The sequence below is a fragment of the Veillonella parvula genome (assembly GCF_018378075.1).
Classification (GTDB): Bacteria; Bacillota; Negativicutes; order Veillonellales; family Veillonellaceae; genus Veillonella; species Veillonella parvula_K.
Genome location: NZ_JAGZYE010000001.1, coordinates 182,993 through 196,762, shown reverse-complemented (window position 1 = coordinate 196,762; position 13,770 = coordinate 182,993). Strand labels below are relative to the sequence as shown.

The following is a 13,770-nucleotide window of genomic DNA, read 5'->3' as shown; positions in this document are numbered from 1 at the left end:
CTTATTATCGATCAATCTCTTTAAGTAATGCCTTTGCAAATCCATCATCTAGTACGGCAACTACTACCCTAACTTCCTTACCAATGGCCGTTCCTAAAGCCTCTTTATTGGCAATACTGTGAAGTGGAATGTGATGGGTTTCTGCTAATTGAGTATATTTCTTTTCATTATTGGCTGCACAGTCACCAGCGAGAAGTACCAATTTCGGTTCCTTTCTCTTTATAGCTTTTTCTACGATAAAATCACCAGAAATAACTTTTCCTGCTCGTTGTGCTAAGCCTAAGAGATTCAAAATTTTATCTTCATTCATGTATATCAGTGATTACTCATTCTCTTGTAAATCACGTTGTAATGCTTCGTATATCTCTTTAGATACACTATGTTTTAATGATCGTTCTAATCGTTTTGCCTTATAAGCCTGCTCAAAACACGACATAGACTCACATAAATAAGCTCCACGTCCTGGTGCTTTACCGCTGCGATCAATAGTGATATTGCCGTCTGGACTCAAGGCTACGCGAATCAACTCTCGTTTTGCCTTAGGTTCACCACAACCTACGCAAGTACGCATAGGTTGGGATTTTGGTTTCATGACTATTCACCATCCTCAGCATTGCCAAAACCTGTGAAAGGTTCTTCAGCAGCTTGAGTTTCGCTTTTAATATCAATTTTCCAGTTAGTCAACTTAGCAGCTAAACGAGCATTTTGACCAGCCTTACCAATAGCTAAAGATAATTGATAATCAGGTACGACTACATAAGAAGCTTTTTCTTCTTCGCTTACATCTACCGATACAACCTTCGCAGGGCTTAAGGAGTTAGCAATATAAATTGCTGGATCTTCATCCCATTTAACAATGTCTATTTTTTCATCGTGTAATTCATCAACAATATGTTGTACACGTTGCCCTTTAGGACCTACGCAAGCACCTACAGGATCAATATTTTCATCACGACTATATACGGCGATTTTAGAACGCATCCCCGGTTCACGAGCTACAGACTTAAGCTCTACTACGCCTTCAAAGATTTCTGGAACCTCTAATTCAAATAGACGTTTTAATAGACCTGGATGTGTACGAGAAATCATAATTTGAGGGCCTTTCGTAGTTTTCTTAACCTCTACGATATAGCATTTAATACGATCCCCTTCACGGTATGTTTCAGTAGCAATTTGCTCTGTTGGAGGTAAAATTGCTTCTGTTTTACCAAGGTCGATAAACACATTTTTACCTTCGACACGTGTAATAACACCAGTGATGATATCACCTTCACGACTGTAGTATTCCTCATATACTACACTGCGCTCAGCCTCTTTCAAACGTTGAATAAGCATTTGTTTTGCAGTATGGGCAGCACTACGACCAAAGTTAGCAGGAGTTACATCGACTTCTACTACATCACCAATCTCAAAACGCTTATCTTTTTTGCGAGCATCCAACAAGCTAATTTCTGTTTCAGGCAATTCAACAGTTTCCACAACTTGTTTTTTGGCCATTACTTTATAAACACCTGTTTCGCGGTCAATCACAACGTACGCATCTGGATTAGATGTTGGTTCTTTGCGATATGCTTGCAGTAATGCAGCCTCTAAGGATTCAAAAATAACCTCAGGAGCAAAACCTTTTTGTTTTGTAAGCACCATTACCGCTTGAATTAATTCTTGACTCACTCGTATGCCTCCATATATTAAAAATCAAGATGTAATCGAATTTGTGCAATAGCAGAACGTTCAAATGTTATGCTTTCACCATTAATAGTAAAGTCGATAGATGTGTCCGTAAAACCTTGTAATGCACCAGTAAATTGTTTACTGCCATTAACAGGCTTAAACAACTGAATATCTACATCACGGCCATTATACCGAACTAAATCCTTATCTTTCTTTAGAACTCGATCAAGGCCAGGAGAAGATACCTCCAATAAATAATTTTCCGTAATTGGATCCTTTTCGTCGAGGACAGCACTTAATTTTTCGCTCACCAACTGACAGTCATCCAAATCTACACCACCTGGTTTATCAAGGTAGACACGTAAATACCAATCCCGTTCACGTACATAGTCTACATCGACGAGTTCCATATCGGTGCCGGCTATAATACCTTCAACTACAGAGGATACAAACTCCTCCACTGCTTCTCTTTTCATAGCCATCGCCTCCTTACTTACTACATCTTGTATATATCTCTTGATTCTAAATACTCTAAAATTGAGCTAATCATAAATGAAAGAGTGGACATAAGCCCACTCTTTTAAAAGATTATATAAAAGTCATATATAGTATATCACATTTGCTGTGTATATACAAATTCTACGCTTTTGAATGGGTATTAAAGAAACCAATCCCACATAAGTCATTCTATAAAAACAAAAAATGACAAAAAATAGCATAGTTAAATCTATCCAAACTTTAATCAATGCGCTCATTCAAGCCTTTTAGTATAGCACCTAAATGCTCACGCAATAGCACTGCTAAATCATCTAGATTTTTTGCATCTAAATGATGGTCGATTTCTGGATAGCTTTTATAGCGAAGTTCCGCAAAGTATTCATCACGCAATTCATTATAATACAATAGTAAGCCTGTACACTCATCCATCTTGTGGTATTCGCCGATGATAAAAGACCCATTAATCATGCGAATCGCATGGGCTGGATCAATATCGCGTACAAAACCTTCTAACTCCTCAGGCATAACTTGTGAGAAGTCCCATTCAGGAATCCCTCGGCGACGATAAGTAAAAGTAAAATTATTAGCAGGTTCTATTAACATATTGGTTAACCCTTTTACACATCGTTCTTGTAGCCCTGTCCAAAAAGACTCTAAATCGGCTCGCACAAAAGAAATGTCCACAAAGGAAAATAGTGGCATTTCTATATGTACTGTATAGTCCTCTACCTCTTTATCATATAAGGCAGACCAACGCCACCCCAATTCATTTTGATAGTGGAAAATAGGCACCTTTAATACGTCTTCACCAGCACTAATACGATTAGCTAATATTGTATAGTCACTTTCAGTAGATGTAACTAACGTAAAGCCGTCAACAGTTTGAGGTAACCAAGAATAGTCTAAGGCTTTACAAGCTTCAATAATTGTTTCCATATAACGCCTCATATCTTTCTTGATACTGTAAGACCGCCTTTACATAGCTACGGGTCTCAGGGAACGGAATCGTATCGACCATTCCATTCCAGTTATTTTCACGAAGCCACGATTCCACATGACCACGACCAGCATTGTAAGCAGCTAATGCTAACACCTGATCACCATTAAATTCCTTTAACAAGTGACCTAAATACCACGTACCTAACTCAATATTTATAGTAGGCTCTTTAAGTTGACGATCTGTATAGTTACCATGCCCCACTTGCTGTGCCACCCAACGAGCCGTATCTGGCATGAGTTGCATCAATCCAAGAGCCCCCGTTTCAGACTCCGCTGTGTTTTTATACTTGCTTTCTGCTAAGATAACACTAGCTACCAAAGATGGAGGTACCTGCTCTTTCTCAGCTGCAGCTATAACTTCCTCTTTATAGTTAAAGGGATACGCAATCTGACGCGCCAAATGGTCATCTAGATATGTAAAATAAAACCATCCTAGTACGACACAAGATAGTGCTGTTGCCGTTGCACGTTTCATATATCCCCCTTTCTATATAGAAACTATACATAGTCACCAAGATATAAAATATAACAAAATACTAGGTTAATATTATACGAAGTTTTATGGGCTTATTATACCATTTAATAGTAATTTTTATATACCAATTTTGACACATAAAATGACTATCATTGAGGTTCTTATAAAACTGATTCGATGCGCTCATCCCAAATGTTATCTAATTGTTCCCTTAAATTTAAAGGTGTACCATTATTGTCAATAATTACATCCGCGTAAGACCGTTTATCCTCAAGACACATTTGACTATTAATACGAGCCAATGCCTCCTCCTCAGTCAATCCATTGCGGCTCATTAAGCGCTCAATTTGAGTCGACTCATTCACATATACGAGCCACACCTCGTCCATCATGGTATACCATTCTCCCTCGATAAGTAAAGGGATATCATATAGTAAAACTGGTGTATGTAGCTCCTCATAATGAGCTGTAAGTTCCATAATTCGATTTTGAATATGCTCCTTTAAACAACCATTCAATTGTTGGCGCTTTTTTGCATTATGAAAGACAATAGCTCCTAATGCTTCTCGGTTTAATGTCCCATCATCGCGTAATACATCGGTTCCAAATGCATCTACAACTGCTTCTAAACCCTTTGTACCAGGTTCAACAACTTCACGAGCCACAATATCAGCATCGATATATGGTATACCTTTATCCTTAAAATATGTAAGAACTGTACTTTTGCCAGATGCAATGCCACCAGTTAAGCCAATTTTAAACATATATACCTTCTATTAATTATAAATACATATTACTTTACTAATGCCCAGTTTTCTGCATGGTGTACGTCTACAATAAGAGGCACTTGTAACTCTACAACAGACTGCATTGTACTACGTAGTAACTCTTCTATAGCTTCTAATTCAGAGTTCACCACTTCAAGTACTAGTTCGTCATGCACTTGTAATAAGAGTCGAGACGTAAAGTTTTGTTCTTCTAACTTTTGCTCTACTTGGTTCATAGCTAACTTAATGATGTCTGCGGCGGTACCTTGAATTGGCGTATTCATTGCGGTCCGCTCAGCAAAGGAACGACGGTTAAAGTTACGACTATTAATATCAGGTAACTCGCGTTGACGACCAAACATAGTGCGAACTTTGCCGGTTTCATGAGCCTCTTGAACCATTCGATCCATATACTCTTTAACCTTAGGATAACGGCTAAAATAAAGATCAATATAGTTTTTAGCTTCACCCCGTGTAATACCAAGGTCACGAGATAAACCAAAGTCAGAAATACCGTAGATAATACCGAAGTTAATGGCCTTCGCATGGGAACGTTCTTCGCTAGTTACCTCATCTTGAGATTTACCAAGCACCTCTGCCGCCGTAAATCGGTGAATATCCTTACCTTCCACAAAAGCTTTAATCAACGCTTCATCGCCAGACAAATGAGCTAAGATACGCAACTCAATTTGAGAGTAATCGGCACTCACCAATGTATCATATCCAGCACCTGGATAGAATAAAGCGCGAATTTCACGGCCTTTTTCGGTACGAACCGGAATATTTTGCAAGTTCGGATCAGATGAGCTCAAACGACCTGTAGCCGTAACCATTTGATTGAAAGTTGTATGAATACGATGTGTCTTATCATTAATAAGAACTGCCAAACCTTCGCAATAGGTAGATACCAATTTAGCAACAGAACGGTATGCCAAGATTTTTTCAACAATCGGACTTTCGTGACGAAGCATATCCAATACTTCCGCATCTGTAGAATAGCCAGTCTTAGTTTTCTTGATGATTGGCAAGTTCAACTTTTCAAACAAGATTACACCCAATTGTTTAGGTGAATTAATATTAAACGTTTCTCCTGCTAGTTCATAAATCTCTTCTTGTACTTGAGTTAGCTCCTCTTTAAAGCGAGCCGTTGTTTCCGCCAACTTCTCTGTATCAATATAGATACCATTTTTCTCCATCACAACTAAGGTATGAATCAAAGGTAACTCAATTGTCTCATATAAAGACCATAACTCTTCACGGCGCGCAGACTCACAAGCAACTTCATTCATAGCGAGTAATGCTTTCACCATGGACACGCATTCTACGTCTACACTACCGTTAGCAATGCTAGGTACAGAAAAGCGCTCAGTTAGGTATAAATAACCATAATTAGTACGCGTAGGATCTAATAAATAAGCAATGAGCGACATATCGTGAACACGAGCAGTTTTATCAGCATTAAATAAGGAAATTTCAGCTGGCACATCTGCACCAAAGGCTTCAATAATCTCCTTGGTCTGAGTTGTAACGATGGCTTTGGCACCTTGTAATACAGCTAAAACAGCTTTAGTATCATCTGTTTTTACAATAGTATCTCCATTAGATAGATAAGCATTCGTTACCGTTCTAAATGGAGTTTTACCATCTAATATAACATGTACTGCTACCGTTTTATCTTTATAAAAATCAGCGGTTAATGATTTAGCATCCGCTAAATCATTTAAAGAAATCTCTTCTTGTGGTGCAAATAAAGAACCTGGATCACCAAGAGCTACTTCCTCACACCCCATTACTTGTGCAATGCGAGGTGTTAATTTAGTAAAACCTAAAGTTTCAAATAACGGTTGTACTTCAGAGGCATGAAAGTTTTGTACAAAATCTTCTACTTTATAAGATAACTCCATGTCTGTTTTTATTGTAGCCAACTCACGAGACAAGAAGGCTAACTCTTTATTCTCTACAAGGCGCTCTTTTAATTTCTTACCAGAAATATCTTCAATATGATCATATACAGATTCAAGATTGCCGTATTCGGTAATTAATTTAAGCGCTGTTTTCTCACCTACGCCTGGTACACCTGGAATATTATCGGAAGAGTCACCCATAAGAGCCTTCATTTCGATAACCTTATCAGGACCATAGCCATAAAGTTCTTCCATATTATCTAGAGTAACCTCTAACATATCAGAAATACCTTTTTTAGTTAAGAACACATGGCTATGTTCTGTTACAAGCTGTAAATTATCGCGGTCTCCTGTAATAATTTGAACAGCCATATCAGGGGCTCCAAACTTCTTGCTTAAAGATCCGAGAATATCATCCCCTTCAAAACCTTCTTCTTCGATGACACAAATGCCTAATGCTTTTAATACATCTTGAATTAAACTAAACTGCGGACGTAAATCCTCAGGTGCATCTGGACGATTTCCTTTATACTCGCTATACATTTCTGTTCGGAATGTTTGACGCCCTTTATCAAAAGCTACGGCAATATAGTCAGGATTAATCTCTTCATACAATTTAATGAGCATTGTTAAGAAACCATATACTGCATTCGTTGGCGTTCCCAGAGCGGATTTCAACGGTGGTAATGCAAAAAATGCACGAAATAACAAACTGCTGCCATCTATAATCATTAATTTTTTCATAAGACACCTCACTTAATTCTATTCTTCATTATAACATAAGGACCCTTTTAACTTTCATAAATAAAAATTAATATATTGTTACACTAGAAAATGAGTAAGTAATTTGATTTTAAAAACCACATATATACTTTTGTTAATAAACAGTAGAAAATGTTTTACAAATCATGTCATTAAGGAAAATATTGGGCTGAAAAGTCCTTGCGTATCAATATTTGGTATGATATAATCATTCAGGTATAAGAAACGATTTTTAAGGAGGTGACTCAATTGCCAAATATTAAATCCAGTATTAGAAGCGTAAAAACGGATGCTGAACGTCGTGCGAAAAATGCCGCTGTAAAATCTCAAATTCGTACAGCAGCTCGTAAAACCGTTGAAGCTGTTCAAGCAGGCGCAGTAGAAGAAGCAAAACAAGCACTTGTTCATGCTACTAGCGTAATTGATAAAGCAGCCTCCAAAGGTGTACTTCATAAAAACACTGCAGCTCGCAAAAAATCTAACCTTGCAGCTAAAGTAAACGCTTTATAATTTTAAAAGCAAGCAAGACAGTCTCTCGGTTATCCGTTGAGACTGTTTTTTTATGCCTTTTTTCTATTTAGTCATAAAAAAATTTTTCGTTTGTTATACAGTTATATTTTATTACGCCCTATGGGCAGATTAGAGGACTATTACTATGAGAACACTATTATTAATGCGTGGTGCTCCTGCTAGTGGTAAGTCTCAGTGGATTCGTGACAACAATCTTGAGGCTTACACCCTTGAAGCCGATCATTTCCGTATGCTTTTACGTAGCCCTTCCCTTGGTGAGAACGGCTGGTATATTTCACAAGAGGATAATGGTCCAACATGGAAGCTCCTACTAGATTGTTTAGAAAAACGAATGAGCAATGGCGACTTTGTTGTCTTAGATGCTACTCACACTACCTCTAAAGCTATTAATGCTTACAAAGAATTGCTTAACAAATATAAATATACTGTATATTACTATGAACCTAATACATCCTTAGAGGATTGCTTGGCCCGTAATGCGGCACGCACCGATTACAAACGTGTGCCAGAGCAAGTTATTCATTATATGTACAAAACGATTAAAACAAGCACATTACCAAACTTTTGCAAAAGAATTAACTCTATTGATGAAATTAACAATTACTTCACGGCTAATCTAACAAATAAATATAATCGAGTACGTATTATCGGTGATATTCACGGTTGCTACACCGCATTACAACAAGCTATTACACCATGGGATGAAAAGACATTATACATCTTCTGCGGTGACTATTTAGAACGCGGTATTGAAAACAAAGAAATGATGTACGAAATGATGCGTCTCAGCACATTACCTAATACAATTATGTTAGAAGGTAATCACGAGCGACATATTGCAAACTTTGCATTCCATACAAATTTAGATCGTTCCAAACGCTTTATGAAAGATGTGGTAGCACCTATCGTAAAAGATATGACGAAAAAAGAAGTAGAATCACTCCAACGAGAACTACGACTCTTTTATAAATCACTTCGTCAATGTTATCCATTCAGCTTCCATGGCAAAAAATATTTAGTTTCCCATGGTGGCCTCTCCTATGTGCCTAATATGACCTTCATAGCCACCTCAACATTTATTAATGGTTTTGGAGCTTACGAAACAAATATCGCTAATATTTACGATACTAATTACGAACAAGGCATGTGTCAGGACTTCATTCAAATTCACGGTCATCGTGGTGTTCCAGATGGAAAGTACTCCTTCTGTTTGGAAGGAGAAGTAGAATTTGGTGGAGAACTAAAATACATCGATATCACTGCAAATACTTTCACAAAAAATGGAATAAAAAACGATGTATATGATAAAGATTATATGCGCCATGAATTCCAAAATATGACACAACACATCATCTTCACACAAAATGAAGATATTAATATTATTGGCAATTCAAAATTAGTAAAAGTAAAACAGTGTTTCCCTAACCTATATTCCTTGAACTTTACCTCTCGTGTATTCCATAAGCGATTATGGAATGAAAGTACAGTACACGCTCGTGGATTATTTGTGGATCGAATTACAGGAGATGTGAAATTACGTAGTTATAATAAATTCTTTAATCTTGGTGAACGCCCAGAAACAGAGTTAGATAATCTAGCTAATACTCTTTCTTTCCCAGTTGAAATTAGAACTAAAGAAAATGGTTACCTTGCTATTCTTGGCGTTATCAACGAAGAATTAGTATTTGCCTCTAAATCTACAACAGAGGGTATACATGTGGATTTATTTAAAAAACTATTCCATAGATTACCTGAAAATCTACAAGCAAAAATCAAAGATTTATTAGCACGTAATAACTGCTCCATGATATTTGAAGTCATCAGTCAAGAGGATACTCATATCATTAAATACGACCAAGACCATCTCTATGTGCTTGATATGATTCAAAATACTCTAGACGTAAATGGTAAGCATATAGATGTCCCATTCTCTAGAGAAAAATTAGCTGAACTATATACAATTTTACAAAAATATGACACTGACTTGATTTCCATTGTTAAAACAGTTCAACAAATTTCTACCATGGATGAGCTCCAAGACATTATAAATGAGGAACTAAATTCATGCCATGAATCTGAAGGCTTTGTATTAGTCGATAGCAATGGTTTTATGACTAAATTCAAAGGGCCTTATTATAATATGTGGAAACACAGACGAAATCGCATTCTAGAACCGTATCAAAAATTTGGTAAAATTCCATATGAAAACTGTAAAAATGAAGATGACACTAAATTTGCAAACTTCCTTGGTTCATTAGATTATGATGTAGTATGTAAATCTACCATACTTGATATTAAAGATATGATGGAAAGTCAAGGCTTGTTATAGTTAAATAAACTCATCCTGTTTTAAGGATAAAAGCAAAAGGGACTATAACCAAATAGTCCCTTACTACTAAAAATAGCTATTAGTTGATTATATATAATCAACTAATAGCTATTTTTTCTGTATTTTTTTAAGGAAAAATGGCCCAAAGTACACATTCCATTGGTATATGATTTAGTAGGTATGAAAAAGAACAAAATAAATGAATTTAATTATAACAAATTATCCATACAATTTTTTGATAACAGTATTATAAGATTATATTCAATTATATATAAGAAATAGTTTCTATACAAAGCTACACTTTCAAAGAATTAAGAAATGAAGAACCAATCCCCCATTGTTTCAATCCAAAGTTTTGTAATACTGTTTCGCCTATATCCGCAAAACTATGTCTATCACCCAAAGCTACGGAATGACTCATACTTGGACTATAAGCTAGCAAAGGCACCATTTCTCTCGTATGATCTGTACCTTTCCAAGTCGGATCATTCCCATGATCTGCAGTGATGAGAAGTAAATCATCATCTTTAAGCAAGTCCAACAAACCGCCTAATTGGTAATCAAAGTCTTCAATAGCACGCTTATACCCTTCTACATTGCGCCGATGACCGTACAGACTATCAAATTCAACAAGGTTGACCATCATGAACCCCCGTGTAAAGCTTTGGCCCAACAGATAAGGAACTACGTTCATACCATGCGCGTTAGACTTTGTCGGATATGATGCATCCCAGCCAACATGAGCATAAATATCGCCGATTTTGCCCACTGCCACTGTTGGAATGTTTGCGTCTTGTAACTCTTGTTGCACCATTTTCTTTTCAGGCATACGACTGTAATCATGACGATTTGAGGTGCGTACAAAATGACCTGGTGTACCAATAAAAGGTCGAGCTATAATACGCCCCACATAATAATCACCGACACATACTTTATCGCGTGTAATTTGACACATGCGATACAAATCTTCTAAGGGAATGATATCCTCATGCGCTGCAATTTGAAAAACCGAATCCGCCGATGTATATACGATTGGCTTACCAGTTCTTATATGTTCTTCTCCGAGGCGTTCAATAATTTCCGTTCCAGAGGCTACCTCATTACCAAGAAATCCATAACCCGTTTCTTTTATGAAAGCATCCATCAGTTCCTTCGGAAATCCATCATAAAATGTCGGAAATGGCACCGTTACAGGATGCCCCATCATCTCCCAATGACCACTTGTCGTATCTTTGCCAGTACTCGTTTCAGCCATACGACCATAAGCGCCAATAACAGGCTCATCAAACGCTGATATATCAGCAATATTAGCTAAACCTAGAGATTTTAAATTTGGACAGCGAATAGGTCCTGCTACCGCTTCGATATGTCCTAATGTATTCGAACCTTCATCGCCAAATTTAATCGCATCGGCTGCATGCCCTACACCGACACTATCCATTACTAGTAGAATAATTCGATTATACATATGTACTCCTAAATCTATATGAGATTAGTTACTCATATAATGTAAAAATACTTTATAACATATTACAGTTAAAATCATCAATATGAATTAATAAAATACATATTATATTGAGAGATAATATTTCTAAAAATTACTTAAGATATGGCATAGCAAGCATGAGGGCCGCCAAAGATTTGCTATCCTTAATAGTCTCATTCTTGATAGCCTCCAATAGTTCTGGCAATGTGTAGTATTCTAACTCTACATATTCATCAGGATCCCAATTAGTTTCCCCCATGGTAAGGTCCTTCGCAAGATATAAATGTAATACTTCATTGCAGAAACCAGGACTCGTAGCAATTGTCCCTAACGAAATCCATTGAGCTGCACGATAGCCGGTTTCCTCAGCAAGCTCCCGTTTAGCACAAACAATCGGTTCTTCATTTGGATCCAATTTTCCTGCTGGTACCTCCAGTAGCGTCTGTTGCAAAGCATATCTAAATTGACGTTCCATAACAATCTTATTATCCCCTGTGACTGCCACAATCGCTGTAGCACCTGGATGATGCACAACCTCACGCCATGCATCCTTTCCGTTCACATCGGCTATATCATAGGTAACTTGAATCAACTTACCATTAAATTTCATTTCGCTGGATTTCTGAATTTCCTTACTAATTGCCATATATACCTCTAATCTTCTATTCTATGTAAAAACCCGAGCATTCTTATACGTTGTAAAATTTCCTCTAAATACACTTTATTAGGAACAATAAAATCAATATTATCCCGCGTATGACGCTGAACTGTAATATTGTCATCCATAATAGCAAGAATCTTTTCTCTTGTTGTAGGCTCCACCATTTGCTTTATTACAAAGAGAAATCCATTATCTATATCTTGTTGTACTTTATTGTACATGTCTCCTATACCAATATAGGAGCTGCCTTCTTTTTCTACTATAGTAGAAATAAAATCTATAAAACGTTGAGGTATATACACCTTATTATCTTCGAAAGCAACTCTTTCATATGGTTCGGCGTACATATCGAGATTATCTACAATAATCAAATATAGTAAACGAGAATAAACTCTGTCCATTTCGATAGTATAACCAGGCAACTTTCTATGTATATGATCTACTATATCCTGAACAGTAAATATATCCCCTCGATCCATAACCTCTTTAATAGCAATATGGATACTATCCGTCATATTAGAAGGAATACCAGTATTGACAACGCTGCAATAATATAATTTTGATAATACATCTATACTAACTCGTTCATTACGAACAATTTTTTTAGTATGTTTATTTTTCGTTAACAGGGACATTCTAAACTGCGTATCATAAATGTAATCATAATATTGCTCTTTTGCAATATAATCATCATTTGCCAATTGAGCTATATTATCGTGAATATCCTCCGGTAACCAACTTATGAAAGATCGTGAAAGAAATACATCCCCTATATAGGCACAACCTTGGTCATTGGCACGTTTTATAAATTCATGTACATATACAGGATCATTAAAAGGTTCTAAATATTCATGGGCCACATAATAATCGTTAGAGCTTAACACATTTTGGATATTATCAATTTTATAGCTCGCTTTTTGACTTATCCGATTATCCATCCCCATCGTATCAGCTACAAGTTTCAATATATTCTTCGTATATAAAGTCCTCTCCATCAACGGTAGCTCTAACTCTTTTTGCTCTGCATATTGCATGATTTCTCGATACTGCTCTAATCGTTTCCATCCAGGATAGGTATTATACGATACATAAGCTACACCGTTATCGGATAAATTCTTATTACAGATAGATAGAATTTTATCTTTTACCACATCCGGAACCCAGGACCAAATACCATGTACAATAATATAGTCAAAAATACCGAACGATTCATCAATATCCAGAATATCCTTCTCAATCAAATGTATATTGGTAAGTCCCATCGACGCAATCAGTTCATTTCCCATCTTAATCTGGGAAGACGATAAATCAATACCCGTAAAAGACGCTTCAGGATAGTATAAAGCTTGAGAAATAATATTTCCACCAAACGAACATCCAAGCTCAAGGACACGCGCCTTTTTTAAAGATACAGGATTTAATCCAAATAACAAAGCTCGCGCTGCTAATGTGTTCAACGAGGTTGCCCCAAAAGGTTGAGAAATATATACTACATCTTCATAACTCTTTTTAAGAACCTTATTCTCATCCAATACGTGCATAGTATTTTGTGTAGTCTCAATGTCATTCCCCATAACTGATGTACCTACATTCTTTTTTTGTTTTGACTCCTGTTTCATAAAGCCTCCCGAATTGTTCTACTAACTATAATAAATATTATATAGTATTATTGATAATAATTACAGCT

General features: G+C 36.6%; 13 protein-coding genes. 2 read left to right on the top strand and 11 right to left on the bottom strand.

Annotated elements, in window-relative coordinates:
* Window positions 1-4 precede the first annotated feature (4 nt).
* The 8 genes from KH286_RS00900 to polA all read right to left on the bottom strand — a co-directional run bounded on the left by KH286_RS00900 (window position 5) and on the right by polA (window position 7,058).
* Window positions 5-310, bottom strand: a complete 306-nt coding sequence (locus tag KH286_RS00900) for a L7Ae/L30e/S12e/Gadd45 family ribosomal protein (protein WP_004693007.1) — start codon at window positions 308-310, stop codon at window positions 5-7.
* A gap of 12 nt (window positions 311-322) precedes the next feature.
* The gene (rnpM, locus tag KH286_RS00895) at window positions 323-592 is read right to left on the bottom strand and encodes an RNase P modulator RnpM (protein WP_004693005.1); all 270 of its coding nucleotides are present in this window, start codon (window positions 590-592) and stop codon (window positions 323-325) included.
* A gap of 2 nt (window positions 593-594) precedes the next feature.
* Window positions 595-1,671: a transcription termination factor NusA gene (gene nusA / locus KH286_RS00890; protein WP_004693004.1), complete on the bottom strand. Its 1,077-nt coding sequence runs from the start codon at window positions 1,669-1,671 to the stop codon at window positions 595-597.
* 17 nt (window positions 1,672-1,688) lie between these two features.
* Complete coding sequence (gene rimP / locus KH286_RS00885; RefSeq protein ID WP_004693003.1) at window positions 1,689-2,147, bottom strand: ribosome maturation factor RimP; 459 nt, start codon at window positions 2,145-2,147, stop codon at window positions 1,689-1,691.
* Window positions 2,148-2,409: 262 nt separating this feature from the next.
* Complete coding sequence (locus KH286_RS00880; RefSeq protein WP_004693002.1) at window positions 2,410-3,105, bottom strand: hypothetical protein; 696 nt, start codon at window positions 3,103-3,105, stop codon at window positions 2,410-2,412.
* On the bottom strand, window positions 3,089-3,643 hold the full coding sequence (locus KH286_RS00875; protein ID WP_004693001.1) for a lytic transglycosylase domain-containing protein: 555 nt from the start codon (window positions 3,641-3,643) through the stop codon (window positions 3,089-3,091). The genes KH286_RS00880 and KH286_RS00875 overlap by 17 nt, the downstream gene beginning before the upstream one ends.
* Before the next feature lie 161 nt (window positions 3,644-3,804).
* Window positions 3,805-4,407: a dephospho-CoA kinase gene (gene coaE / locus KH286_RS00870; protein WP_004693000.1), complete on the bottom strand. Its 603-nt coding sequence runs from the start codon at window positions 4,405-4,407 to the stop codon at window positions 3,805-3,807.
* Between the two features lie 29 nt (window positions 4,408-4,436).
* Window positions 4,437-7,058, bottom strand: a complete 2,622-nt coding sequence (gene polA, locus KH286_RS00865) for a DNA polymerase I (RefSeq protein WP_004692999.1) — start codon at window positions 7,056-7,058, stop codon at window positions 4,437-4,439.
* Between the two features lie 267 nt (window positions 7,059-7,325).
* On the opposite strand from polA, the gene rpsT reads away from it, so the two are divergent.
* Window positions 7,326-7,586 (top strand): 30S ribosomal protein S20, encoded by a 261-nt coding sequence (rpsT, locus tag KH286_RS00860; RefSeq protein ID WP_004692998.1) that lies wholly within the window; start codon window positions 7,326-7,328, stop codon window positions 7,584-7,586.
* Window positions 7,587-7,731: 145 nt separating this feature from the next.
* Window positions 7,732-9,936, top strand: coding sequence for an RNA ligase (locus tag KH286_RS00855; RefSeq protein WP_008713789.1), 2,205 nt, complete (start codon window positions 7,732-7,734; stop codon window positions 9,934-9,936).
* Between the two features lie 295 nt (window positions 9,937-10,231).
* Here the strand turns inward: KH286_RS00855 and KH286_RS00850 are convergent, their stop codons facing one another.
* From KH286_RS00850 to KH286_RS00840, 3 genes are all read right to left on the bottom strand, one after another.
* Complete coding sequence (locus tag KH286_RS00850; protein ID WP_278617522.1) at window positions 10,232-11,404, bottom strand: phosphopentomutase; 1,173 nt, start codon at window positions 11,402-11,404, stop codon at window positions 10,232-10,234.
* A gap of 130 nt (window positions 11,405-11,534) precedes the next feature.
* Window positions 11,535-12,068, bottom strand: a complete 534-nt coding sequence (locus tag KH286_RS00845; protein ID WP_058948475.1) for an NUDIX hydrolase — start codon at window positions 12,066-12,068, stop codon at window positions 11,535-11,537.
* Window positions 12,069-12,076: 8 nt separating this feature from the next.
* The gene (locus KH286_RS00840; protein WP_058948474.1) at window positions 12,077-13,702 is read right to left on the bottom strand and encodes a class I SAM-dependent methyltransferase; all 1,626 of its coding nucleotides are present in this window, start codon (window positions 13,700-13,702) and stop codon (window positions 12,077-12,079) included.
* Window positions 13,703-13,770 lie beyond the last annotated feature (68 nt).